The 24,180-nt window shown below is 46.3% G+C and carries 25 protein-coding genes; 3 read left to right on the top strand and 22 right to left on the bottom strand.

Translation table 11 applies throughout. The annotated features are described in order from the left end of the window. Positions 1 to 167 precede the first annotated feature (167 nt). Genes XMA152_RS12675 through XMA152_RS00430 form a run of 3 tightly spaced genes read left to right on the top strand, consistent with a single transcriptional unit; the run spans position 168 to position 2,277 of the window. Positions 168 to 638, top strand: a complete 471-nt coding sequence (locus tag XMA152_RS12675; protein ID WP_173482383.1) for an LPP20 family lipoprotein — start codon at positions 168 to 170, stop codon at positions 636 to 638. 17 nt (positions 639 to 655) lie between these two features. Then, the gene (locus tag XMA152_RS00435) at positions 656 to 1,825 is read left to right on the top strand and encodes a hypothetical protein (protein WP_173482382.1); all 1,170 of its coding nucleotides are present in this window, start codon (positions 656 to 658) and stop codon (positions 1,823 to 1,825) included. A 14-nt stretch (positions 1,826 to 1,839) separates the two neighbouring features. Continuing rightward, complete coding sequence (locus XMA152_RS00430) at positions 1,840 to 2,277, top strand: FimV family protein (RefSeq protein WP_173482381.1); 438 nt, start codon at positions 1,840 to 1,842, stop codon at positions 2,275 to 2,277. A gap of 30 nt (positions 2,278 to 2,307) precedes the next feature. Here XMA152_RS00430 and XMA152_RS00425 read toward each other — a convergent pair whose 3' ends face one another. From XMA152_RS00425 to fliD, 22 genes are all read right to left on the bottom strand, one after another. Beyond that, entirely contained in the window at positions 2,308 to 3,852 is a 1,545-nt protein-coding gene (locus XMA152_RS00425; RefSeq protein WP_173482380.1) for a hypothetical protein, read from the bottom strand. 25 nt (positions 3,853 to 3,877) lie between these two features. Further along, complete coding sequence (locus tag XMA152_RS00420; protein WP_173482379.1) at positions 3,878 to 4,966, bottom strand: hypothetical protein; 1,089 nt, start codon at positions 4,964 to 4,966, stop codon at positions 3,878 to 3,880. Between the two features lie 8 nt (positions 4,967 to 4,974). Beyond that, positions 4,975 to 5,658, bottom strand: a complete 684-nt coding sequence (locus XMA152_RS00415) for a hypothetical protein (RefSeq protein WP_173482378.1) — start codon at positions 5,656 to 5,658, stop codon at positions 4,975 to 4,977. Between the two features lie 15 nt (positions 5,659 to 5,673). Next, positions 5,674 to 6,837 (bottom strand): flagellar biosynthesis protein FlhB, encoded by a 1,164-nt coding sequence (gene flhB / locus XMA152_RS00410; protein ID WP_173482377.1) that lies wholly within the window; start codon positions 6,835 to 6,837, stop codon positions 5,674 to 5,676. Then, complete coding sequence (gene fliR / locus XMA152_RS00405) at positions 6,837 to 7,610, bottom strand: flagellar biosynthetic protein FliR (protein WP_173482376.1); 774 nt, start codon at positions 7,608 to 7,610, stop codon at positions 6,837 to 6,839. The genes flhB and fliR overlap by 1 nt, the downstream gene beginning before the upstream one ends. Before the next feature lie 2 nt (positions 7,611 to 7,612). Next, positions 7,613 to 7,885 (bottom strand): flagellar biosynthesis protein FliQ, encoded by a 273-nt coding sequence (fliQ, locus tag XMA152_RS00400; RefSeq protein ID WP_173482375.1) that lies wholly within the window; start codon positions 7,883 to 7,885, stop codon positions 7,613 to 7,615. A gap of 14 nt (positions 7,886 to 7,899) precedes the next feature. Next, positions 7,900 to 8,658 carry a flagellar type III secretion system pore protein FliP gene (gene fliP / locus XMA152_RS00395; protein WP_217363973.1) on the bottom strand — a complete coding sequence of 253 codons (759 nt, stop codon included), beginning with the start codon at positions 8,656 to 8,658 and terminating at the stop codon, positions 7,900 to 7,902. Positions 8,659 to 8,661: 3 nt separating this feature from the next. Next, positions 8,662 to 9,045, bottom strand: a complete 384-nt coding sequence (gene fliO / locus XMA152_RS00390) for a flagellar biosynthetic protein FliO (RefSeq protein ID WP_173482374.1) — start codon at positions 9,043 to 9,045, stop codon at positions 8,662 to 8,664. An 8-nt stretch (positions 9,046 to 9,053) separates the two neighbouring features. After that, positions 9,054 to 9,404 (bottom strand): flagellar motor switch protein FliN, encoded by a 351-nt coding sequence (fliN, locus tag XMA152_RS00385; RefSeq protein ID WP_173482373.1) that lies wholly within the window; start codon positions 9,402 to 9,404, stop codon positions 9,054 to 9,056. After that, a complete protein-coding gene (fliM, locus tag XMA152_RS00380) occupies positions 9,401 to 10,405 on the bottom strand; it encodes a flagellar motor switch protein FliM (RefSeq protein ID WP_173482372.1) in 1,005 nt (334 codons plus the stop codon). The genes fliN and fliM overlap by 4 nt, the downstream gene beginning before the upstream one ends. Positions 10,406 to 10,415: 10 nt before the next feature. Further along, positions 10,416 to 11,012 carry a flagellar basal body-associated protein FliL gene (gene fliL / locus XMA152_RS00375; protein WP_173482371.1) on the bottom strand — a complete coding sequence of 199 codons (597 nt, stop codon included), beginning with the start codon at positions 11,010 to 11,012 and terminating at the stop codon, positions 10,416 to 10,418. Positions 11,013 to 11,064: 52 nt separating this feature from the next. Next, entirely contained in the window at positions 11,065 to 12,609 is a 1,545-nt protein-coding gene (locus tag XMA152_RS12775) for a flagellar hook-length control protein FliK (protein WP_173482370.1), read from the bottom strand. 260 nt (positions 12,610 to 12,869) lie between these two features. After that, a complete protein-coding gene (locus XMA152_RS00365) occupies positions 12,870 to 13,316 on the bottom strand; it encodes a flagellar export protein FliJ (RefSeq protein WP_173482369.1) in 447 nt (148 codons plus the stop codon). A gap of 3 nt (positions 13,317 to 13,319) precedes the next feature. After that, on the bottom strand, positions 13,320 to 14,711 hold the full coding sequence (gene fliI / locus XMA152_RS00360) for a flagellar protein export ATPase FliI (RefSeq protein WP_173482368.1): 1,392 nt from the start codon (positions 14,709 to 14,711) through the stop codon (positions 13,320 to 13,322). After that, a complete protein-coding gene (locus XMA152_RS00355) occupies positions 14,708 to 15,736 on the bottom strand; it encodes a FliH/SctL family protein (RefSeq protein ID WP_173482367.1) in 1,029 nt (342 codons plus the stop codon). Before XMA152_RS00355 ends, fliI begins: the two co-directional genes overlap by 4 nt. After that, complete coding sequence (gene fliG / locus XMA152_RS00350; protein WP_173482366.1) at positions 15,723 to 16,775, bottom strand: flagellar motor switch protein FliG; 1,053 nt, start codon at positions 16,773 to 16,775, stop codon at positions 15,723 to 15,725. Before fliG ends, XMA152_RS00355 begins: the two co-directional genes overlap by 14 nt. A gap of 17 nt (positions 16,776 to 16,792) precedes the next feature. Further along, positions 16,793 to 18,565 carry a flagellar basal-body MS-ring/collar protein FliF gene (fliF, locus tag XMA152_RS00345; protein ID WP_173482365.1) on the bottom strand — a complete coding sequence of 591 codons (1,773 nt, stop codon included), beginning with the start codon at positions 18,563 to 18,565 and terminating at the stop codon, positions 16,793 to 16,795. A 41-nt stretch (positions 18,566 to 18,606) separates the two neighbouring features. Continuing rightward, the gene (gene fliE / locus XMA152_RS00340) at positions 18,607 to 18,936 is read right to left on the bottom strand and encodes a flagellar hook-basal body complex protein FliE (RefSeq protein ID WP_173482364.1); all 330 of its coding nucleotides are present in this window, start codon (positions 18,934 to 18,936) and stop codon (positions 18,607 to 18,609) included. A 42-nt stretch (positions 18,937 to 18,978) separates the two neighbouring features. Beyond that, a complete protein-coding gene (locus tag XMA152_RS00335) occupies positions 18,979 to 20,424 on the bottom strand; it encodes a sigma-54 dependent transcriptional regulator (protein ID WP_173482363.1) in 1,446 nt (481 codons plus the stop codon). Between the two features lie 326 nt (positions 20,425 to 20,750). After that, on the bottom strand, positions 20,751 to 21,950 hold the full coding sequence (locus tag XMA152_RS12760) for a sigma-54-dependent Fis family transcriptional regulator (RefSeq protein WP_173482362.1): 1,200 nt from the start codon (positions 21,948 to 21,950) through the stop codon (positions 20,751 to 20,753). Between the two features lie 283 nt (positions 21,951 to 22,233). Then, positions 22,234 to 22,626, bottom strand: a complete 393-nt coding sequence (fliS, locus tag XMA152_RS00325; RefSeq protein WP_173482361.1) for a flagellar export chaperone FliS — start codon at positions 22,624 to 22,626, stop codon at positions 22,234 to 22,236. Positions 22,627 to 22,728: 102 nt separating this feature from the next. Continuing rightward, positions 22,729 to 24,123, bottom strand: a complete 1,395-nt coding sequence (fliD, locus tag XMA152_RS00320) for a flagellar filament capping protein FliD (protein WP_173482360.1) — start codon at positions 24,121 to 24,123, stop codon at positions 22,729 to 22,731. Between the last annotated feature and the right edge of the window lie 57 nt (positions 24,124 to 24,180).

The following is a 24,180-nucleotide window of genomic DNA, read 5'->3' as shown; positions in this document are numbered from 1 at the left end:
CCGACGTTTTTCTTCAATATTTATCTCACATATCTACTAAAGCAAAGAGCGTGCCAACGCGGTGAAAAGCGAAAATAAAATTAGGCTAAAGTTATTTAAAAAGGGGCCGATATAGAGGGTATACATACGCCCTGAGTGGCGCACTGAAGAGTCAATTGGAGACGATCGTGAAGAAACTAACACTACTAATCACGCTAGCTACCCTTTCAATGGTAGGTTGCACCACAGTCGCCCAGAATCAAGCGCAAACCACAACCAAGATCGTGCCAGTGCAAGTAACTAGTGTGGAACAGCCGCTTTATGAAAAGAGAGTTATCATTAGCAGTGGCTACGCCAATATCAGCGCACAGCTTTCAGATAACCCTTCTCAACGCCGACTGATGGCTATACGTGCATCAAAAATAGATGCTTACCGAAATTTGACAGAAAAGGTCTATGGCCAAAACATTAACGCCACTACGACATTAGAAGAGATGGTAACAACACACGATGCTATTCGTGCTCAGGTCGATGGAGTTATCTTCGGTGCACGACTTGTGAGCATTACGCCGGTTGGAAGTGATAGCTATGAAACACGTCTCGAGCTTGATGAAAGTGATGTTGAAGTTATTCGCCAGCGCTTCCTTTACACCCAATAAGCTAGCAGAAAGCTATTATGTACTCTCCTAAACAGTTCAAACTTAAAAAACTTATCACAGCCTCTCTTCTTGGGCTGGTCGTTACTAGTTTTGCTGTTCAGGCTTCTGCACAGACGATTCAAGTTAAGGGAGTTGCAACCGTCAGTGACACTGAATCACAGATAGCCATTGATGCTGCGCGATATGAAGCGATTGCTGATAGTCTTCGTCAACTTACCCTAAGCCAACCTAACAGAGTGCTAAGCAGCACATTGGTGGGAACAAATCAGCAGCTTCATGATTCAACCTACATCGCAAGCCAAGTGCCACTCAAGGCGCTTAAAATCATCCATGAAGGTTTATTGGGCGGTGTTTATCAGGTTACAGCGCAAGCTAACGTTGGCCTACCAACCTTTGATCAGCAGTGCACTCCAAACCAGGGTTTAAAACATACTGTAGGTATCGCAATTAAAAACCACAGTGACTATGAAAGTGACTATCAACCTAGTTTTGATGCACCAGCTCTACTCCTCCATGCGTTGGAGAGTTTAAAGCGATCACTTCAACAAGAATCTACACTGGTTGTGAAAGAGCGACACTACTTTAAACATCATCGTGAAAACCCTTACAACGCAGCCTACTTGAATCATCGAGAAGTGCAGGATGAACAGTTGATCGAGCTCTCGATCGAAACTCAACCTAACGGAACGAAAAACAGTTCAAGTTTCACCCTGAACACCGTCCACTCGATTAATGCCGCAGGACTTTTACCTGTCAAACTTACAGCACCTAAAACCTTAAGTGATGAGACATACCGGTTAAGTGTAAAGCTTAACGATTCCGAGACATTGAGCTCACCAACGTTTTCAGCTGATGCCAACTTAAATCAAGTTGAGTCATGGATTGCCTCTATAAGAGATAACGTAAAACAGAGCATAAGTTGCCAACCGGTAACGTTCACTGTGACACCACGCAAAGATGGACGTGTAAAGTTGGCGGCGGGTAAAGAGCTAGGCATTACTGCTGGCCAACAGTTGCTTTTGCTTGATAAGACGAGTGGTTTGAAAATCGATTTAAGCGACATAAACAAAGCGAACTTTGGGCTCTACAGTGTAGAAAAAGTCTCAAAAAATCATGCCATTCTGAAGGTTGAGCCAGGCTCCCTAAGCGTCACTGCCACAGGCAAGAAAGTGGTTATCCCATTTTAATGGAGCGAACAGTAATGAAAGTAAAACCCCTAACAGCTCTACTTACCTCCTTAGCACTAACATGCAGTAGTCTAACGCTTGCTGCGGATCGTCCAGATGTAAGTGAAGCGCTCTCTGTATTACTTAGTGACTTTGATCAGACAGAGCGAATGCTGAAACGAGCACCCGGAAAACTAACTCCGGGGTCTGAATACACACTTGCAGAGGGTGATACCCTAAGAGCTGTAGCATTAGCTAGTTATGGCAATACACCTTTAAATCAGGAGATTGTACGCAAGCTTATATTTGATCAGAACCGCCAGGCGTTTTTTCGAAACAACCCGGAGTTTCCATTAGTGGGAAAAGTGTTACGGATTCCGGATATTGAAGATATTCGTGCCTATATTTTCAGCTATGAGAAGGGCACAAAATTCCCGCATGATGGCAAAGATACGTGGATTAAATACCCTTAAACGCTTAGTAAATGACTAACGAAAAATAGGTTAAAAGGTGGGGATAGGTTCAATAGTAAAAACTGAATCAGGGATGTCGATTTGGGAGTCTAACTCGATTGAGGGCTCATCAATTTTAAACCCATATTTTGTCACCGGGCCTGCATCAGAATCGGTAATTTTAATAAGCTTCTTCAACTCAGGTTTTGCTTTAGCAGTTTCCACAGTCTCAGTTTGATTATCGGAGGCTCTAGCAGGTTTTAATTTAACAACAGTTGGATTAACAGGCTTTAGATCAGCTTTTACAACAGGTTTAGGCGCTGGTTGCTTTGGGGGCTTAACCACCGATTGAATGTCGGTGTTAGTCACTTTTGCTATCTTAGATTGCTGTTTTGCTTTCGGTTCAACCTTCTTAACTTTCTCAACTTGCCCAGCTTTCTCAAGTAACTGCTCAGGCTCTTGCTTCACGTCATCAATCTGTTTCTGATTCATTGAAGTAGCATAAACTTCAGCCAAAGATCGCTTTTCTGATACGAGATTAGGCTCTAATTTTTTAAGCACTATTTTTGGTTTCTCTTCCTTGGACTTCTCTACCGTTAGCAACTCTGGCTTAGGTGTTTCAGCCTCAACGATTTGATTAGGTTGTGAGTTTACTTTTGGCTCAGCGGTATCAACAACGATGGTAGCAGTCACATTTTGAGGTACAAAATCCTCTCCAAACAGATCTTCCATACGGGCAACCTCATCAACCTGCTCCACCTTTTCAAGATCGGTTTTATCAACTGTTGAGGTAAAGGCACGTTCAATCAGATCAGTCGTATCATTTATAGGCGAACCGAATAGCGTTGGCTGCACACTATGCTCTGTTGGAACCTTCACTGAATCTGTAGTCTCCTCCACTTTTGGGGAAATGGGCGTTGGGGCAGCCTGAATGAGAGTGACGAGTGGTTTTTCTAACTGTTGAACAGCTTGTTCTGCTTGTTGCTCTAATGGCTCTGATTGGACAACCTCTTCAACAATTTTTTCATTGGGCTTTTTATTGGCCTTTTCATTTGCTATTTCATAGCTCTGCTCATTTGCCTTTTCATAGTTCTTCTCTTTGGTCTTTTCGCTTACCTTTGCATGAGTCTCTTCGAGCTTTGTGTCGATATTACTGGGTATAGAATTGCTCAATACTACATCTAGATTCTTAGATTGGTCGCTTTGACCTGCTTCAATAGATTCAACCTTTGTAACAACTTGAGCTGATTTAGGCACTACGGTGTCAATAACTACTGTAGGTGCAGGTTCAACCTCTTGTGAATTCACTTGAGCGAGATTTTCTAGGTACGTCTTCACTTGAATAAGCAAAGGCTCTAACGCTTGATCGGTTTTTGCGAGGTAATTTGCCAACTCTTGACCAAGGGGTGTATCAAGAATCTTTTGTTGGGCTGTTTGGTATAGAGCACTACTCTGATCACGTACCACCTTCACTGGATACATGAGTGGATCATCATAATTTAGTGGACCAGGCTCAGTACCTCTAAGCACAAAAATGCCCAGCATCACTGTCAGTAGTGACGCCTGGGCAACAAATAGCTTAAAGAGTGCTCTCATCCAATCAAACTCTTAGGAGTAACCTTTAACAAGGGAAGCCGAGTACCGGTTTACAATCCCCTTCACTTTGAAGAAGCTCATCCCCTTTTTTCGGATAACGCAGCGCATCACTACCATTAGAATCTGCCGGTGCAGCCTTCTGGTTTTGTTGATCGTAGTAACGCTGCTGTTCTAACTGAATCAATGCATCGAGCTTTTTCAGTAGACCAGTATCCCGCATCTCATTGATAGCAACACGCAGACTAGCAAGCTCGTCTGCTGCCTCAGCAAAGCGAACCTCATTAAGCTTCACACGTTGATCAAGAGATGTCGTCTGCTCGACTAGACGATCGAATTTAATCTCAATACGTTTAGCAATACGCTCAATCTGTTCAGCTGAGCGTTCAATACCTGACTCTTCACGCTTCTGTGCCTCTTTCTCAAACGCGTTCATCGTTCCTATAGCTTCGGCAACCTGCTGATTCAACTCCCCGTTAATCTTGCTAAGTTCATCCAAGGCTTTTCGAAGGTTCTCGACACGCTTAATGTCAGCGTCCATCTGTACAACCCGTTTACCCACCGTAAGCATAATCTCATCAGCTTGAATGGCACTCTGGGTAAAACGTTCCATTAAAACTCCGCTGACCGAAACACCAATCACCATCAGGACAATAAACACCCAAAACATAATGTATTGACGTTTTTGTACCTTGGCCATCGCTTCGTTGAACGCACTAACACTACCAATCACTAACTCAGATGAGTCATTGGCATTGCGAGCAGCAGAGTTAGCTGCCTCAGCAGAATCGATCACCAGATCAGCCAGTACCTCTACGGTACTTGCGGTATCCGCAGCATTAAAGGTATCGCTCTGCTGTGACATCTCTTCAGTCTCATGTTCAGATACTGACTCAGACTCTTTTTCATCAAGTACTGCAACAGCCTCTGATTCAGAATCGTCTTGCGAAAGTGTCTCCTGTTCATTTTCAACTGACACTTCACTATCAAAGACTGTCTCTGCAACAGTCTCTGATCCTTCCGAGGTATCAATAGGTGTCTCTTGAAGTTCAGCCTCATTACCTTGCTGATCAATGGCCTCTTGTTCAGCCGCTACTTTTTTATCGTCTTCACTCATACCATCACCTATTTCAACGCGTTGCGTTTCTCGTTGAGTCGTTCCGTCTCAGCTTTAATCTCACTCGTACCCGCTTTCACGTTACCCAAACGTTCTGCTAATTTTTCAGGCAACTTAGTAGCATCTCCAAGCGCTCCGATTTTGGCTGCATTTTTAGCGGCCTCCATCGCCGTATTTCGCACTTCATCAGCAAGACCGTGCATCTCTGATTTCAAACGTGATATCTCTTGTTCAGAATGAGAGATCGAATAGTTACCACCACCAACAGAGACTCCTCCCTCACGGAAATGGAGATGACTGTTGATACCACTAGAATCTAAATCACCATCGAGTGCGATACCCGTAACAGCACTCTCCGGATCTGCATCAAACTGCAAATCAGACATTCTTGGCTCACCCGATTGCACTGCTGAGCCTGAAAAATTGATATCTGAGACATGGTCTGAACCGGAGGTACCATCAAAAGCAATATCGGACATGCCAGCCTCATTACGCCCCTCAAGACTGACCTGAGTATCCATTGGACCTTTAGTCTCTTCACTCGTTAAAATCGTATCGCCTATAGGGCCATCCAAGGGTTCACCCGTCTCAGCATTAATAGCTACCCGACCCCCTCGTTGCTCTATTGGAGTCTCTTTGGGGTCAGATATGATGCGTCTAAATTGCGTATCTTCTTTATCTTTCTTAGCCATAAAGCACTCCTTAATTTAATGCTTAGTTGCATCTGAAGCGGGTTGACCATCAGTGTCGAAATGGAAATCTGATGGCACCTCTACATCTGGCATTTGAGCATCGGCTCTTCCGCCATATTGACTATCGTTGACCGCAAACACATAACTTAGAACCTGGGCCACAGCTAAGTAGAGTGGCTCTGGAATCTCTTCGTTCAAGTCAGTTGTGTAGTAGATCGCCCTCGCCAAAACAGGCAAACGAACGATCTCAATCTTGTTCTCACGCGCAACGTCTTTAATGCGCTCACTCATATGGTCAACACCCTTAGCGACGACTAAAGGCGCGCCTTCAGCATTCTGGTCATACGAGAGTGCAACAGCGTAGTGATCCGGGTTTACTATCACTACATCGGCATCAGGGATCGCATCAATCATGCGCTGTGATGCAATTTCACGCTGTTTCTGACGTATCGCCTGTTTTACTTCAGGACGACCTTCGACCTCTTTAAACTCATCCTTCACCTCTTGCAGCGTCATCTTCAATTTTTTGGTGTGCTGATAGAGTTGAAATGGCACATCAATCGCTGCAATCGCAAGCAAGGCAAAGCACATGTAGAAAACACACCAAACTAGAATGTTTCCTGCCTCTACGAAAGCGGCCGTTCCGCCCACACGACCAAGGTGCAAAAAGCTGTCAGAAAACCAAAGCAACACGCTATAGGCTACAACTGCAACCAAACCAAATTTAGCTATCGCTTTAAGAAGCTCAACAAGCGCCTGAACACCAAACATTCTGTTAAAACCTTTGGCTAGACTCATCCGGCTAAGTTTAGGCAGAGCCGCCTTACCAGAGAAGACCCAGCCACCTAAAAGTGCGGGCGTTACCAGGCTGATCACAAAGGTCACCGCTAACAGTGGTATCACTGACTGGATACCCTCACTAAAGAGTTTTGCAAACTGTACCGGCATACTCGAGCTATCAAAGAGCATTTCACGTTCAAGAGTGAGGCCAGATGTCAGCATCTTAGTTAACGCATTCACCATATCACCACCGGTGAAGATCAAAATAGTGCTCGCAGCAATCATAATTGCGGCCATAGCTAGCTCTTTAGAGCGCGCTACATCCCCATCTTCACGTGCCTTCTCTAGGCGACGAGCGGTGGGGAGTTCGGTTTTGTCTTGTGCACTATCTTCTGCCATCACTCAACACCCATGTAGATTTGAACCTGGTGATAACTGTCGACCCACAACTTCTCCATACCGGTCGTCATTGAGGGGATCAAAATTACCAGCGTTACAAAACCTACCAACATAGCTGCAGGAAAACCGACAGCGAAAATATTGAGTGTTGGCGCAGCACGTGCAACCACACCCATCGCCATGTTGGTAACAAGCAAAGTGACCATCACTGGAAGCGCGATCATCATGCCACCAGCGAAGATGATGCCTGACCACTGAATAAAGTCATGAATAATCGCCAAATCCAATCGCACACCGTCAATTGGCATAAGGCGGAAGCTATCAAGCAGCATCTCGATCAAAACGAGGTGCCCACCTATCGAAAGAAACAGAAGCGATGCAAGAATCACAAAAAACTGGGAAAGAATGGGTGTCTGATGACCGTTATTAGGGTCAGCCATCATCGCAAAGCTAAGACCCATCGATATGGCTATAAAATCACCAGCAGCAGTTATTGCTGCAAAGGCTATCTGGATTATCAGACCCATGATAATTCCCAAGACTGCCTGCTGTGCCATGATAAATAGTCCCTCACCACTCAGCACATCCAGGATAGGCCAGTCGTAGAGGGGGTAGATGACAAAAGTCAGTCCTAAAGCCAACATGATACGAACCCGCAGGTTGACCGAGCGAGCTGAAAAGATAGGTGCAACGAGCAACGCTGCGCTGATTCTAGTAAAGGGCCAGAGCAGCGTATAGAAGGCATTTAGGACGTCATTCATCACCAAGAACATCGCTACCCCCCTAACATCAACAGAATTCTATCAAATTGACGGGTGGCAAAATCAGTGAGAACAGCGAGTTGCCAACTACCGAAAAAATAGATCGCAATAACCAAAGCGATCAACTTAGGAATGAAACTTAGCGTCATTTCATTAATAGAGGTAGCCGCCTGAATAATACCAATAGCGAGGCCTACGATCAGGGCAGATAGCAATAATGGACTTGAGATCATCGCAATGACCCATAACGCTTCGCGACCGATATCTAGTACATCACCTTGGTTCATCTAAAACTCCTCACCTAACCTGGATAGAAACTACCAGCCAAAGTACCTAGTGTGAGTTGCCAGCCATCAATTAATACAAACAGCATCAACTTAAATGGCAGTGAGATCATCATGGGTGACAGCATCATCATACCCATCGACATCAATACACTGGCGACAACCAGATCAATCACGACAAAAGGTATAAAGATCATAAAACCGATCTGAAAGGCGGTTTTAAGTTCACTCGTCATGAAAGCAGGAACCAAAACACGCAATGGGATGTCATCACTATTTTCAATCACCGTTTCGCCAGCAAGATTGGCAAAGAGTTCGACATCACTTTCACGTGTCTGTAGCAGCATAAATTCACGCATTGGGACAACCGCTTTCTCTAGGGCAGCAACTGGAGCCAATGAACCATCTATATAGGGCTGTAATGCTTCGTTGTTAACACGTTCAAAAACAGGTGCCATGACAAAAAAAGTTAGAAATAGTGCAAGCCCAATAAGTACCTGGTTAGGCGGGGTCTGCATAGTACCGAGTGCTTGGCGCAAGATAGATAAAACAATAATAATTCGTGCAAACGAGGTGGTGGCTAACAACACAGCAGGAAGCAATGTTAGCAGCGTCATCAACGCCAAAATCTGGAGCGTTAAACTGTAGGTCTGTCCACCATCAGCCGTATTTTCAACAACGATACCTGGCAACATAGCACCCTCAGCAAATGCAGGATGCGAAGTCAGCATAGCGCCAATTGATATAAAGAGGATTAAGAGAATCCTAGAGATCATCAGTTAAGCCCCTTTATTTGGCGTATTGATAACATTCGAGAGCGACTGAACTAGACGATCTTTAAATGTAACCGGAGTTTCAGGTAAAGGTGCTTCAAACCCTGTCAGTTCAGAGACATCAACAGAAGGAACATCTTTATCAAGTTCTGTTAAAAGATTCACATTCTGTGCAGTCACACCCAGTACGAGTCGACGACCGCCCACATCAGCAATGACAACACGTTCACGAGTCCCTACAGAGGCCGCTTCAATAATTTGAATGGAGCGACTACCAAAGATGTTACGTTTATTCTGGAGCGCTTTTACTCCCCAAAGCACGAGGCCTAGTATGACAAACGTCACCACTAAGCCAACAAGAGGCTGTACAAAGGAGATTGAGCTATCCATATTACGTCCTAGATTTTACGAAGACGCTCGGCCGCATCTAAAACCTGGGTTAGACGCACACCATAACGCTCATTGACAACAACCACTTCGCCACGCGCGATCACCGTGTTGTTGACTAGAATATCGATCGATTCACCCGCAACACGATCCAGCTCAATGACTGAACCCTCACTCAATTTAAGGAGGTCACGAATCTGCATGCTTGTCCGTCCCACCTCAACCGAGAGGGTGACAGGAATATTCTGCAGAACATCCAGATCCATCTCATCTTCTAGTGTAGATAGGGTGCGATCTACTTGGGCTTCTGCACTAGCGGCATCTGCTGCTTGTTTTTCACCGGTTTCCATCTCATCACTCATGAGCGCTCCTCCTCTTTTTTGAGGCCTAATAGACGAATTGCCGCATGGCCGTTAACTGAGCCATAAATTCCTTCATACGTTGGAACTCCACCGACCTGTAACACCACCGTTTCTGGCATTTTAATTGGGATAATATCGCCCACCTTAAGGTTCATAAGGTCGAGCAGAGAAATTCGCGGGTAAGCCAGATCACATTTGAGATCAAGCTCGACGCCTTTAACACACGTGCGCATCTGACGTTTCCATTCACGGTCACGCTCATCTGCATAATCAGCTTGCACCTGGTTTTTTAGCAGGTGACGAATCGGTTTCATCGCACCGAAAGGGTAAACCAGTTGAATTGTGCCTGAGATCTCATTTGCCATCTCGATCTCATACTCACTGATGATAACCAGGTCGTTATCATCCACAATTTGTGCGAATTGCGGGTTGATCTCATCTGAGACATGCTCAAATTCTAAGTGGTAAACAGGATTCCATGACTTTTCCAAGTCATTAATGATCCCCGCCACAATCATCTGTATAACGCGATGTTCTGTTGGGGTAAATTCACGCATACCCTCAACAGTGGTCCGTGATTTACCCCCACCACCAAAGAATCGATCCAAGGCGTTAAATATGATCTTAGGGTCAACATAAAACAGTGCATTGCCACGCAAGCCATTAAGCTTAGTGATGCTCAACGATAGTGGTGGTTCAAGTCTACGGCGATAATCTGCGAATGTTTCAACACGCAGTTCAGAGACCTTCACTTTGGGTTGGTAGTGAAGCATGGTTGCCAAGGTGACACGGAACATTCGTGAGAAACGATCCGAAATCATATCCAAGGCACCTAAGTGTGCAACGAGCGCACTGTCTTCACTGGCAAGGTCATAACTACGTGCATCAGGTTTAGAACGATAGATTCCAGGCGACGTAAAGGCGTCGCCATCAGAATCGACACTGGTTACCAGTGCATCGATCTCTTCTTGCGATAGTAGCTGTGACGAAGTTGGGCTCATGTCGACCTACTTACTGAATAACGAACTCGGTGAAGTAAACCTCTTCGATACCGCCAAAGTCCTCATACTTCATAAGTACTTTGTTCAACGCATTCTTAATGCGTTCTCGAAGACCATCAATACCCTCAAGGCTTTGATAGGTTTCCTGCGGTTCCATAGAGACCAGAGTGATAACGGCCGAACGAAGCGCCGTCTCATGCTTATCAACATTGGTCAAAACGCGCTGATCATAGAAGGTCATAATAGATAGTGAGAATTGAACGTACTTCTTACTATCAGGCACGTTTACCGTAAACTTCGCTTTGAAGTCCTGATAAGACTGCTCAAACTTAGTCGGATTAGGAAACTCTTTAACCTGCTTCTCTGGCCCCTTATCAGTGATCGGCTGACCATCAGCATCGAGCATTGTCTTCTCTAGGTCCTGAATCACCTCAGTAGAATCCTGCTCCTTCTTCACATCGAAGAAGCCAGTGAGGTATAGAGTTACGCCAACGCTAATTGCGATAACGATGATAAATCCGAAAACAAGGGCAAGGATTTTGATTAAACCACCCTTCTTCTTGCCACCCTCTTCTTGGGTATCTTCTGTTTTCTCTTCTTCAGCCATCTCGGCAATCCTCGTTACAGGTTTCGTTAAAAGCGACGAATGACGTTGCTAATTATGCAAAGGTATCCAACTCACCATCGTGACTTGGCCCTGAAGTTATTGATTGAGTGTTATCGCTGCTTGCGATGCCCTCTTGATTTGCACTAAAACCACCGGAGTTTTGGCCATTCTGTGCAAAATTTGAACTACCTTGCTGGCTCGCTCCCTCTTGCTCTACAGAGGAGTTAGCAAGCATGATGCCTTGCTCTTGTAAGCCGTCACGGAGTCGCGGTAGACCCGCCTCTAACATTTCACGTACAGCTGAGTTCTGCGATGTAACAACCAACTGAAGCTCACTATTTTCCATATTCATGCGAATGCGAACCGTGCCTAAACGGGATGGGTTAAGATCCATCTCAGCATCCCACTTGCCGGACTCCACCATCTGCATAATGCGTTCACCCATTGCACGCTGCATACGATCCTGGTTCTGCACAGTGACAAAGTTCTCCAGAGGCTGTTGATCAGCCACTAGACGCTGAGCTTGAGCCGTTGCATGCTGACTTGTATCCATAGGTGTCAATTGAACGACACCTGGAAGTACAGTTGTCGTAGTAGGCTGGATTGTGGTCGATGCGGAGCTACTGTTAGCTTGTTGCGCCATAAAGCGCTGTTCCAAGAAACGTGCTGAGGTAGTCGCAGTCGAAATAGATTCTGGCAGGGCAACGCGTGTTGGCTGCATCAATTCACTCTCTACAGAGCGCATCATCGGTGCCTTGTTGGTAGAGAGATTAAACACTCGATTTGCCAAGAAATTATCGGTCGTGATGTTATTGCTAACAGTGCCGTCGGCTTTAATCGTTTTACCAGCAAGGCTCATATCTGAGCTATTTGGATTAACACGAACTCGTCCTTGCATTTGTTGTAATAGAACATTGGCATCCGAACGGGTTACCCCAGCAGAGCCTTCAACAGCCGCTTTAGCTCGAGCCAATTGAGCATCTGTACCCTCTTGGGCCTGTACTAGTAGGTCTTCATCAACCAAAGGCTGGCCATTCGTAGCTGGTGCCGTAACAACATTCTCAGCAACTTTTACACTGGCACCGAATGTCTGGGCTGTAGCGATAAGTTGTTGATCAGAAATTGGCTTAGTTAGAATTACTGGAGTCTCAGCACCTTCAGTAGCCACGGCTGTAAGACTCGCTGCTATATTGGTTGCGGGCTGAAGACCGGTTGCGCCTTGAATAACTTGCGCAAGTTTAGTGATGGCACTCTTGGCTTCACTATCACCAATTTGGGCAGCCATCTGCAATGTCTTAGGATCGAGTACAACGCCCAGCTGCTCCGCAAGCAGTTGAAGCTGCTCATCTGAGAGCTCTGCAAGCTCTGGCAACTGCTCCAACAGCTGACTCGGCAAAGCCTTGCCATCGAGCGGCAATTTATTGACACCCGCTGTAACGGCAGCCGTCAGTGCGGTTTCAGGACTTGGAGTCAGTAACGATTTAAAGTTAATCGCCTCCTCACCCTTGATAAGTGTCTGATTTTTAATAGATTTGGGTTCACCGATAGTGTTTCTATCAGTCGTTAATCCAAATAAATTTAGGCTTGAGTTGTTCACAGGCAAACCATCCTAATCCAATCGAAATTTTTTCTTACTGAATAGTAAGCAAGAAGCTTGCCAACTTAGTAAAAAACAGTGATAAATGGTTTTAAGATATTGATTTAATTATAATTAAAATGATTTATTATTTCGTTTGGATGGCGATTCAAATTTAGCAATGATGATATTTTCAGGTTAAACGGCAATAAAGTGACACCTCTTGCCGCTCTATTGCCGATCAATTTGCCACAAACATATTTGCACAGGATTCGGAAGTACTATGAGGGGCTGTGGCTATTGGCCATAAATTGACGGCGTGCCAACTCATCGAGCTCTTTAGCTTCAATCGACTGCTGATAACGACGGTGCTGTTCAATCTCGTTAAGCTCCAGCTTCTCTACCGCCTTCAACTCGGCACGGCGCTCTATCAATTGCAGCTTATCTTGTTGTGTCACGAAGGAGAGTTGCACAAGTAGTTGCTCTTGGGCTGCCGCTGAGGCCGTAAGTTCATCGATAAAATGCCGGGTGCGAATGATGGATGCTATAGGCGCACCTTGGCTTTCAAACTGGGTTAGCTGATCTTTGTAGTCTCGAATAAAGCTTAGAATCTGATTCAAAGAGTCCATCGTTTGCTGCTGTTTCTCTGCGCTCTCTTCCACTTTATGAAGCGCTTCATCCTGTGCTCTGGTCCGAAGATCTTTTACCACTTTCCAGTTCATGCCCATGATTTACCCCTCCAGTACCGCTGTTTGCGAAGTACGATTTATCTGCACGGGTTTAGGCGACTCCTGCTCCACCTCTTCAGGCATATTCTCTAGGTAGTGAATAGACTCACTGAGGCTCACCGCAGTTCTCATATCCTGTTTCAAGAAGCTGCGCATGAAGGAGAGACGCGCCAGTGCCTGGTCAACATCCGGGTTAGAGCCACGTTGATATGCTCCAACACTGATTAGATCTTTGTGCTCTTCGTAGGCGGAGTAGAGACGCCTAAATTCTGATGCCGCTTCAAGATGAGTTGGCGATGCAAGCTGCGGCATCAAGCGACTCACCGACTGCAAAATGTCGATCGCTGGGAAATGTCCTTGAGCTGCAAGTTCACGGGTTAAAACGATATGACCATCTAAAATTGCACGAGCAGAGTCGACAATTGGGTCCTGTTGATCATCACCCTCGGCCAATACGGTATAGATTGCTGTGATCGAGCCATTGGCAACGTTTGAGTTACCTGCCCGCTCAATCAATGATGGCAACAGCGTAAACACTGAAGGTGGATAGCCCTTAGTCGTGGGGGGTTCGCCAACGGCGAGACCGATCTCACGCTGAGCATGTGCAACACGCGTCAGAGAGTCCATCAACAGCAAAACGTTTTTGCCCTGATCTCGAAAATACTCAGCTACAGCAGTTGCCAAAGATGCACCATGTAAACGAGATACCGGTGAAGTATCCCCAGGAGCAGCTATAACTACAGCACGCTTCATCCCCTCTTCGCCCAGGGTGTCACGTACAAATTCATTAACCTCGCGACCACGCTCGCCAATAAGGCCAATCACAACGACATCGGCTGACGTAAAGCGGGTCATCATTCCCAACAAAACACTTTTACCAACTCCGCTGCCAGCCATCAAACCGATACGCTGACCGCGACCTAGGGATAGCAGCGAGTTAATTGCACGCACACCCACATCTAACTTCTCGGTGATTGGCCGACGATGCAAAGGATTTATAGGATCTGCAGTAATCGGACGATAGGCAGTTGCCACTATCGGAGCACCACCATCTAGTGGATGTCCCATACCATCAATGACTCTGCCGAGCAGATCTGGACTAAACCCGAAACTGCTATTGGTGGTACGAACCACGACACGATGTCCAGGAGCGATACCACGAGTCCGCTCAAATGGCATGAGGAGTAGACGATCTTCGGCAAAACCGACCACCTCAGTTTGAATTGATGACCCATCTGGAGAGATGACGTCACAACGTGAACCTATGGGGGCATTGATTCCAGTCGCCTCAAGCGTCAAACCTACAACACGTGTCAAGACGCCCTGTGCCCGTGGAGCAGATAGTTGGATATCCTCTACCCAACGCGCGACATGCTCAGCGAATCGACTATTCATGACTTCAGATCCTCGTCAGAGCTTGGATCTTCAGCGTTTGAATCATCCCTATTTGAGTCATAAGAGGTTGAATCATAAGAGGCTGGGTAATTTGACTCAGACGAGGGATCAGACAGCGGCTCAAGAGGTGTTAAAAAGGTCGCATCTACATCGCTCAGCAGTCGTGATGCCAACTCAGAAAGACGTTGTTCGATAAGGTCCTCAGTGCGACGTTCGCCCTGCTGTAACCGTACACTGCCCTGAGTAAGGGTTTCATCTGTGCAGAGTTCAATCCCCTCTCGGTTGTTCAGTGACAGGCGCTCAAATGCCTCACGATCATCAGGGTTGAGGTAGAGTCTGAGGCTGCCTTCGACAGAAAACTCATTGAGCGCAGCTTTCACTAATTGATGAATCATCGTCTCAGGTGTGCGCAATTCACCGCGAACGATCTGTCTAGCCAAATGCAAAGCCAAGCGTGCCAAGGTCTCATCCAAATCATCAGTGACAGTCGCTTGCGACTCATGCAGATCAGCAAGAATACGATCTACTTTCTCGGAGAGTTTGGCTACTTTCTTAGTCGCTAAATCCTCAGCCAACTTGTCTACATTTTCAAGCCCCTGTGTAAGTCCCGCTCTAAAGCCCTCTTCGTAGGTTGGCAGCGAATCTTCGACTTCAGAGAAATCATCAAGCTCTTCGTTATCTAGCAGTTGTGTAATCTCTTCTGAGCTCTCCTCAGGATCAATCAGGTCTTTGGATGCTATATCTTCACTCAAATGGGGTAGAGCCGAGAAGTCTGAAGAGGTGGTATCAGCCATATCTAAAGGGCGAATCGGTTTCCAGGCAGCCGTACTGACTGATGGGTGAACAAGACCCTGATCATGTTCACGTTTAAAGCTGTTATTTGAAGGTTCCGATCCTAGTGCAAAGAAGGGGCGAAACTCTTCGCTCTCCTCTCCGTTCTCTAGAATCCAAGCAGAAAGCTCGTGATTCCAGTCACTGATGCCGTCACTATCGTGTCCAGCTTTAACAACCTTAGACAAAATCATCGCCACGTCCAGATAGCATTAGCTCACCAGCATCAGAGAGCTTGCGTGCTTTACGAAGAATCTGTTTCTGCGCCTCTTCAGCCTCGGTGATACGGATAGGACCTTTCGCCTCCATATCATCAAGGAACATTTCAGCCGCACGTTTCGACATGTTCTCTAGGAACTTATCTTTAACCTCTTCATCAGCACCTTTTAGCGCCGTCATCAACTGATCCGGCTCAATGTTACGCATCAGCACCTGAATCGACTTGTTATCCACATCAGCAAGGTTATCGAAGACAAACATATTGTCCTGAATGCGCTGCGCGAGGTCGCCATCAACATCCTCAAGGGTGCCCATAACGGCAGTTTCAAGATCCGCTTTGGTGTAGTTCATGATCTTAGCGGCTGCTTTCACACCGCCGACACTTGATGATTTCACCGCTGAGTTATTCGCGAACTGCTGCTTCATAATCACCTCAAGTTCATCCAACGCCTCTGGCTGGATAGTCTCAAGGTTGGCAACACGCATAATGACTTCTGCTCGAATATCAGGCGCTAAGTAATTCAGAACGTCGGCAGCGAGCGAGTAGTCCAAAAAGGCGAGAATGATCGCGATAATTTGCGGGTGTTCGTTACGAATCATCTCTGAGATTGAGCGCGCATCCATCCAACGCAGAATCTCCAAGCCACTCGAGCTCTTACGCGGCATGATACGCCCCATGACACTCGATGCCTTGTCCTCACCAAGCGCTTTTACTAGAACGTTCTCAACATAGTCAGAGGTACCAAAGCCAAGACTCGTCTGGTGCTTGATCGTCGCGATGAACTCATCCAACACAGCGCTAACTGCCTCTTGTGATATCTCTGACACGGAGACCATTGCAGCACCCAAGTGCTGAACTTCACGCGGCTCAAGGTGAGTCAAAATATTGGCAGCTTCATCTTCACCTAAAAGCATCATTAGCAACGCAGTCTTTTGCGTAGGTGAAAGAAGACGTAGCTCCTCTTCCAACTCAGGTGAGCGCTCCTGGGCACCGTCTAAAGTAAAATCAGCCATCGTATCAATCCTGCCGTTTAACCAAGGTCACGTTTAAGCCAGCCGCGCATTACGTTAGCAACGCGACGCGAGTCATCCGATACCAGCATGCGCACCAGTGCCACTTTGTCATCGTAAGTGTTTGCGGTATCAAGCATGTCAGCTGAGATTTGCGATTTCTTCTTAGGTTTAAGTCGTGCTTTCATCTCTTCTAGTGATTCACCGTCACGCAGCATATCTTCCCCATGCTCATCACCTGCAGGAATTGCAATTGGATTGCCATCTGGACCAATCGCAATCTGCTGACCACCCACCATGGTGCCTGGGTTGATCACGTTGCGAATCAATGGACGGAAGACGAAGAAGACCATCAGGATGAACGCAAGTGCGATGAGCAACTGACGAGCAATACTTAGCATCTGCTCATCCTTCCAAAGAGGAATGGGTTCAGCTTCTGGCGCCACTTCAAAGGCTGTCGACATCACAGTCACCGAGTCACCACGCGCCACATCAAAGCCGATCGCGCCTTTAATAAGTGACTCAATTTCGGCCGTACTCTTCTGCGGTTTCGCCTCTTCACCCTCTGCCGGTGCGGGTTGATCAAGCACCATAGCTACTGTCAGTTTTGTTAGATGGCCAGCAACCTTCTTCTCATGGCGAATCGTGCGATCAACTTCAAAGTTACGCGTTGAATTACGATTCATTGATGTAGTTGTACCGTTTGCACCTGTTGCCTGAGCATTAGCGTCTTGCTGTGTTGTAAGCGTAGCCTCAGGGGGCGGGTTGTTAGATGTAGCGCCTGGTGTACCAATAGCCTCGGCAGTACCGTTGGTTCGTTCTGATACCTGCTCACTGCGCACAGCATTGGCACCTGGGAATAGCTCACTCATGCTCTCGACTGAGGTGAAGTCGACATCAGCGTTCACTTCAACATGAATGTTCTCTTGGCCAAGGAAAGGCGTCAAAAGCGCAACGATTCGGCTACGGTACATCTCTTCTAGATCGCGACGGTAACGCATCTGTTCATTACTAATGCGAAGTTCCGCAGAGCCGGTCGTTGAATGTAAAAGGTTACCGTAACGGTCGACCACAGAGACTGACTCAGCATCCATAAACGGCACACTTGAAGAGACCATATGGATAATCGCCTGCACCTGGGAGTTAGAGACGCTGCGCCCCGCTTGTGGCCAAACCACAACAGAGGCTTTTGGCTTTTCACGTTCGCGAATGAATACAGACTGACGTGGAATAGCAAGGTGCACACGCGCCTGCTTAATTGAGTTAATAGTTGAGATCGATTTAGCAAGCTCCTCCTCTATTGCAAGGCGGTAGCGCATCTGCTCCATAAACTGGCTAGTACCAAGTGACTGATCGCCACGAATCATCTCATAGCCGCCGGTGTCGATACCCTGTGGTAACCCCTGTGACGCGAGCAACATTTTTGAACGGTGGAAATCTTCGTCTGGGACAGTAATCGCACCCGTTGCCTGCTGAATCTGAGCATCAATACCTGCTTCCTGCAGAGCTGCATAAACTGCTGCACTATCTTCAGTTGTTAGATTCTCAAACAGAATACGGTTGGCAGAACCGGTGAAGACTGAATAGACAATCATCGAAATCATCAGCAACACAATGGCAATAATCGCTGGAATAGCGCGCTGCACAGCCGGCTGCGCCATAAAATTGGCAACCCGATTGGTTTTGCTTTCGACCTCTGCAGGTGCGACACCTGAATTGACACTGCCCACTGCGGTACTTGAAGCGTTACTCTCTTTGAAGTCTACGCCATCTGCTGTAAGTTGCTCTGCCATAACTAACCAGCCTTAACTCTTAAATGGTTAAACACATTGCCTTAAACTGGCATCTGCATAATTTCTTGATATGCCGATAAGACCTTATTTCTTACCTGCAAGGTTGCTTCAAAGGCGATCGAAGCCTTCTCTTTCGCCAGCATGACGTCGGCGATAGAGATCTCTTCTCCCATTTCAAACGCGACTCGCTTATCGTCAGCGATACTCTGCAGCTCGTTCACTCGCTGCAGTGAATTGGTCAGGGTATCTGCAAAACTGGTTGCTCCAGTGCTGCCTGTCATACTCGATTTATCGGCTGAAACCTGTTCAGCCATGACCCGCATTCGCGTAATCATCGCTTGCATATTGGCATTTGAAATTGGCGCACTCATGGTCAAATCCTTCTCAATATCTCTTTTGGATTAACGGTCCACTTAAGGGATCGCGACACCTTCATCTTTAAGCTTGGCTAACTTGTAACGAAGAGTACGAGGGCTAATACCTAGGTTCTCTGCCGTACTCTTACGGTTTCCACTAAAACGTGAAAGCGTATTCAAAATCATGCGAGATTCACTCTCCCAAGCCATGTCACTGAGGGAGACAACCTCTTCCGCTTCAGTCACTTTCACTGGTGTATCGCTATATGGCTGATGAATCGTCGTACGTTGCGGCACAAATGATTCTGAAGCACTTTGCTCTGGCTGCACTGTTTCTGGCGCAAAACTGTTTTGCGGAATCGCTTGTGCTTGATTGCTCAAATCGTTTTCAAGTAGAAGGTGTTCAACTTCAATAACACCATCAAAAGCCAACACCATTGCACGCTGCACAACATTCTCAAGTTCACGAACATTACCTGGCCAAGGGTAGGCTTTAAAAAACTGCTGCGTCGCTTTAGATAGACGACAACGGTTACCGATGGTTTTGCGGTGTTTTTTCATCAACACGGCAGCAATTGGCAAGATATCCTCAATACGCTCACGTAGCGGTGAAATTTTCAGTGGGAATACATTCAAGCGGTAGAAGAGATCTTCACGAAACTCGCGCTCACGAACCTGGACTGCAAGGTCACGGTTCGTGGCTGCAATTACGCGTACATCCAGCTTCACTAGTTCACTGCCGCCAAGACGACGCAGTTCACGCTCTTGAAGGACACGTAGGATTTTAGCTTGCAGCACAATAGGCATTTCACCTATCTCATCAAGAAAAAGGGTGCCGCGGTGAGCCTGCTCAAATAGCCCTTCATAGCGCTTATCAGCACCAGTGAAGGCACCTTTTTCATGGCCAAATAGCATATCTTCAAGCATCGACTCTGGAATTGAGGCACAGTTCAATGCAATAAACGGTTTGTCTGCACGTGGCGAGTTGTCATGAATATGACGCGCTAGCACCTCTTTACCGGTACCCGATTCGCCATTAATCAAAACTGTGACATCAGTCTGGGCAACACGTTCAGAGAGCATCACTAACTGACGCGACTGCTCAGCTTCACAGGTAAAGTCTGACTGACGTGGTAGAGCAGCAAATTCAGCCATACGCTCAACAAACTGTTCAGGTGTCACCGGAGCTTGAATAACATCAACTGCGCCGAAGCGAACGGCTGCAACGGCAAGCTCAACTTCACCCTCATCCACCATCACGACAATTGGGCAATCGATCGTTGATAGCGCACGCTGTCGAAACGCAGCAGTAAGCAGTTCCTGGTCATCACGTGCATTAATGAGTAGGCAATCGAGTTGCTGTTCTGCAGCTAAGGCAAATAGTGCCTGCACATCGGTGATGAGTGTTGAGCTATCCACCAGTGGACGCAGTAGGTCAGTTAACTGCTCACCTTGGTCGGCAACACTATCTAGGACAGCTAAACAGGTTTTTGATTGTGACATTACAAACTACTCTCAATTTTTTGACACATTTAGGGTCGTTGTCAGTAGTTACGCAAAAGCCGTGCCAATTTTAAAAAATAGGACTTAAAAAGACACAAAAAACAAATATAAGCCATTGATTTAAAAATAAAAAATAAATTTATAAATAATATAAAAATAAGTTTAAGTGTTTTTCTTTGAAGTCAAACGACAAAAAAATGACGCCTTATTGCCGCTTTTATTAAGGAAAAATTGATTGGGTTTAAAAAAGAAAAACCCACATAAATGTGGGCTAAAGGGGGCATTTGGAATATCTGACTTTTGATGGAGCTTTAGAAATCTATTACCTAAGCGGGAACCGCAACACCGTATTTTTTAATCTTCTCGATAAGTGTCGTACGACGAAGGCCCAACAGGCGTGCAGCAGAGGCAACATTGCCCTTTTTGCACTTTAGTGCTTGCTCAATGCAATCAACCTCTATCTTCTGCAGATGCTCTTTAAGGACGATACCTTGGCTAACATTTACTGTAGGTAAATCAGGTGGTGAAGCCGGAGATCTATTTGATGGCAGTTCATGCCCCATCAATGCAGCATGTTCAGCGGCAGTAGTTGCACTTGAGTTGGCCTGTGTACCTGAAAAGTGAGTCGGCGCTTCTGAATGAGTTGCGGATTTAAATGCATACTCACCGCTTATGTTCTGTCCGCTCGCTGGTTGGGCACTTATTTGCTGTGCATTTACTAAGTGATCTTGTGAAGAGGATTCTGCCAACAGTGTCTCACGCCACCCAGCAGCAGGTAGCATCTCTAGAGTGATCTCTTGGCCAGGATAGCGAATGGAGAGTCTCTCTACAAAGTTGCTCAACTCACGCACGTTCCCTAACCATTGACGCTTCATAATTTCTACGCGGGCATAGCCAGTAAGACGAATCGGCGATTCATCCTTCATTGCAAAGCGTTTCGCTAGATGGTCAAACAACTCAACCACATCACCTTCACGCTCACGTAAGGGGGGTACAAAGATAGGGAATACATTAAGACGGTAGTAGAGGTCCTCACGGAACTCTCCCTTAGCGATAGAGGTTTCGAGGCAACGGTTAGTGGCAGCCACTATACGGGTATCAACCTCAATCGATTTGCCACTGCCGACACGTTCGATGACACGCTCTTGCAAAGCACGCAGCATCTTAACCTGCATATCCAGCGGCATCTCACCAATTTCATCCAAGAAAAGTGTGCCGTTATCAGCCAGTTCAAAACGCCCTACTCGGCTCGCTACAGCACCCGAGAAGGCACCCTTCTCATGACCAAATAGCTCACTCTCGAAAAGATCTTTAGGGATTGCACCACAGTTAAGGGGAACTAGGTTCTGTTTGCTTCGGTTGGATAGCTCATGGATACCACGGGCTACAAGCTCTTTACCGGTACCGGACTCACCCAAGACAAGAACGGTAGCGCTGGTGTGGGCAACCTGTTCAATTTGTTGGCGTAGCTCCTGCATCGCTGCAGAACTTCCGACCAATATGTTTTTGAGTGATGTTTTAGCCATAGAGCCTGTCTTCCGACCTAGCAATTAGGACCCAAATCAATTTGGATCAGCTTATGTGTCAAAAGATACACAAATGTCCGACGGCTGTGATGGGTAGAAAATACCCAAAATCATCATTTCTTCAAAAAATTGACGATTATTCGTTCAAAGATTGATCAAAAGGCGACGAAAAATCGTCAGAGAAACGAGTAATGATTAAAGCCAAACAGTTTTAATTCACCCAAAAGTAAAAAACTCGATCAACGGAATTGATCGAGTTTTAGAGGCTTAAATGAATTCTGTTTTAACCGCGAAGCTCAATCGGAATCTGATTCCAGGCTTCATCGATCTCTGCTAACAAAGCACGTACTTTGCGCACTGCTTCTGGGTCTTTTTCACGGTGAGCACGAACAATCTCGCGAGTCATATAGCTGTACAATTCGTAGAGGTTTTCTGCCAATTCACCCTGGCTTAAATCCAATGATTCCCGCAGCCCGTTAATAATACCCACCGAACGGGTAACCTCTTTGGCACAGGTTGCAAACTCTTTTCGCTCCATAAGGACTGGCACTAAGGCTAAAGATTTCATAGCGCCAGCAAATAGCATTTGAGTCAGCTGGTATGGCGTTGCGAACGATGCTTTGGCATCGGTATCAATCGTGTTGTAGTTATGTAGTGCTCGCTGCGCAAGAAACATAGTGTCTGCTCCAAGGGTCGGAATATCATCTTGGTTTGTATCAAACCGTTCAATATTCTTATCGACCCTTGGCATAAAAACTTAAGTCTTTTAATGCAATTATCAGTTATTTTTTGCAGTAAAGGGCAGATTCTTCAACTGACTATCCAGGTAGTCTTTCAGCGAGTTCATTTCACTTACAATCTGGTTCATGGTAGTGAACTGTTTAGTATAACGGGCCTCTAATGCCGCACGTTTTACATCTAGCTCACTCTGATCATCCGTTAAGGAAGCAACCAATTTCGTATTCGCCGATTCACGTGTTGAGACCAGTCCACCAAAGCCTAAATACTCATCCATCTGCTTGATAAGATCGCCAGCAAAGCCTCGCGGCGCACTACTGTAATCCGATTGATCATCACTGCCTGCAGTAAAGAAGCTTTTCACTTCATCATAATGATTAGCCAAAGCTGAATTGAGCTTAGTATCATCCACTTGGAAAACACCATTTCGATCAACCGATACACCCAAATCACTCATACGTTTGATGTTAGCACCAGGAACAGAGCCCTCTGCGAAAAACAGCTCTTTGGCTCGGTTCATAATATTGCGTACCGTTGGGTCTCCAGCGAAGGCACCCGCTTCACCATTTTCGTTAGCTACGGTGAGCAGTCCACTCAATACCGTATTGAACGCATTGAAGGCATCAACAAGATCATGCACTGCGGTAGCTGCAGCGCCATCGTCACGACCAATCTCTAGCGTGGTTTCAGCATCTCCCGCTTGTTGCAAATTTAATGTAAGTCCCGGAACAAGATCGCTCACTAAGTTACTACTGCGGCTAACAGCTACCCCGTTAAATGAGAGTTCTGCATTTTGTGATTGTTGGGCATGGTTGGCATCCAGTCCCAACTGAAGTGCTGTTACATCAGAATCAATCGTGATGGCATTTGCATCACCGGTTGCGTCCGATTGAATAAAGAGACGATAGGAGCCAGCCTCTACCTCCACAATACGTGCATTAACTGCAGCACTAGAGTTATTAATCGCTGTGGCGAGGTCTTCCAATGAATCACCCGCGTTCAGGCTAATAGAGGTCTGCTCACCTGCTACGGTAAAGGTGAAAGTTTCACCGCCGGCACCTAGGTCAGCAGTTTTGTCAACCACCGTATTCGATACGCGAATATCTCCCTGAGCTAACTGGTGGACAACGATAGATTGGGAACCAACCTGCGTATCTCCGCCATTAGCAATCACACTGACGGCACTTGGATTGGTATTGCTCAAATAGGAAAAATCAAATTCACGGGCATCATTCAAAGTTTCATAGGCTGATTGCAATGTTTGCATAGCAGACTTCAAACTCGCCATGCCCGAGATCTTAACCTCTGCATCGGCGAGACGTGTCTCGATGCTGCTCTGCTTCGGTGCGATTTCAGCATCAACAATCGCCGAAACCAGTGCAACGGTATCCAAACCTGCACCTACACCTAACGCATTTAAATAATCAGTCGCCATTTAAATTCCCTCTATTACCCTAACTATCGGCAAATTTGCGGCAAACCTTAGCCGCTT

The organism is Marinobacterium sp. xm-a-152, assembly GCF_013282965.1.
Taxonomy (GTDB): Bacteria; Pseudomonadota; Gammaproteobacteria; order Pseudomonadales; family Balneatricaceae; genus Marinobacterium_E.
This window is presented reverse-complemented; position numbering and strand designations above follow the sequence as displayed.

What these genes read in the sequence shown, in the direction of transcription:
- fliM (WP_173482372.1), bottom strand. Translation starts at nt 10,405, where the DNA reads ATGAGCCCAACTTCGTCACAGCTACTATCGCAAGAAGAGATCGATGCA.
- fliG (WP_173482366.1), bottom strand. Translation starts at nt 16,775, where the DNA reads ATGGCTGATTTTACTTTAGACGGTGCCCAGGAGCGCTCACCTGAGTTG.
- fliO (WP_173482374.1), bottom strand. Translation starts at nt 9,045, where the DNA reads ATGGATAGCTCAATCTCCTTTGTACAGCCTCTTGTTGGCTTAGTGGTG.
- fliQ (WP_173482375.1), bottom strand. Translation starts at nt 7,885, where the DNA reads ATGAACCAAGGTGATGTACTAGATATCGGTCGCGAAGCGTTATGGGTC.
- XMA152_RS00430 (WP_173482381.1), top strand. Translation starts at nt 1,840, where the DNA reads ATGAAAGTAAAACCCCTAACAGCTCTACTTACCTCCTTAGCACTAACA.
- flhB (WP_173482377.1), bottom strand. Translation starts at nt 6,837, where the DNA reads ATGGCAGAAGATAGTGCACAAGACAAAACCGAACTCCCCACCGCTCGT.
- XMA152_RS00415 (WP_173482378.1), bottom strand. Translation starts at nt 5,658, where the DNA reads ATGGCTAAGAAAGATAAAGAAGATACGCAATTTAGACGCATCATATCT.
- XMA152_RS00425 (WP_173482380.1), bottom strand. Translation starts at nt 3,852, where the DNA reads ATGAGAGCACTCTTTAAGCTATTTGTTGCCCAGGCGTCACTACTGACA.
- XMA152_RS00365 (WP_173482369.1), bottom strand. Translation starts at nt 13,316, where the DNA reads ATGGGCATGAACTGGAAAGTGGTAAAAGATCTTCGGACCAGAGCACAG.
- fliE (WP_173482364.1), bottom strand. Translation starts at nt 18,936, where the DNA reads ATGAGTGCGCCAATTTCAAATGCCAATATGCAAGCGATGATTACGCGA.
- XMA152_RS00335 (WP_173482363.1), bottom strand. Translation starts at nt 20,424, where the DNA reads ATGTCACAATCAAAAACCTGTTTAGCTGTCCTAGATAGTGTTGCCGAC.
- fliD (WP_173482360.1), bottom strand. Translation starts at nt 24,123, where the DNA reads ATGGCGACTGATTATTTAAATGCGTTAGGTGTAGGTGCAGGTTTGGAT.
- fliP (WP_217363973.1), bottom strand. Translation starts at nt 8,658, where the DNA reads ATGATCTCTAGGATTCTCTTAATCCTCTTTATATCAATTGGCGCTATG.
- fliI (WP_173482368.1), bottom strand. Translation starts at nt 14,711, where the DNA reads ATGAATAGTCGATTCGCTGAGCATGTCGCGCGTTGGGTAGAGGATATC.
- fliR (WP_173482376.1), bottom strand. Translation starts at nt 7,610, where the DNA reads ATGTTCTTGGTGATGAATGACGTCCTAAATGCCTTCTATACGCTGCTC.
- XMA152_RS00435 (WP_173482382.1), top strand. Translation starts at nt 656, where the DNA reads ATGTACTCTCCTAAACAGTTCAAACTTAAAAAACTTATCACAGCCTCT.
- fliL (WP_173482371.1), bottom strand. Translation starts at nt 11,012, where the DNA reads ATGGCTGAAGAAGAGAAAACAGAAGATACCCAAGAAGAGGGTGGCAAG.
- XMA152_RS12760 (WP_173482362.1), bottom strand. Translation starts at nt 21,950, where the DNA reads ATGGCTAAAACATCACTCAAAAACATATTGGTCGGAAGTTCTGCAGCG.
- fliF (WP_173482365.1), bottom strand. Translation starts at nt 18,565, where the DNA reads ATGGCAGAGCAACTTACAGCAGATGGCGTAGACTTCAAAGAGAGTAAC.
- fliN (WP_173482373.1), bottom strand. Translation starts at nt 9,404, where the DNA reads ATGAGTGATGAGATGGAAACCGGTGAAAAACAAGCAGCAGATGCCGCT.
- XMA152_RS00355 (WP_173482367.1), bottom strand. Translation starts at nt 15,736, where the DNA reads ATGATTTTGTCTAAGGTTGTTAAAGCTGGACACGATAGTGACGGCATC.
- fliS (WP_173482361.1), bottom strand. Translation starts at nt 22,626, where the DNA reads ATGTTTCTTGCGCAGCGAGCACTACATAACTACAACACGATTGATACC.
- XMA152_RS00420 (WP_173482379.1), bottom strand. Translation starts at nt 4,966, where the DNA reads ATGAGTGAAGACGATAAAAAAGTAGCGGCTGAACAAGAGGCCATTGAT.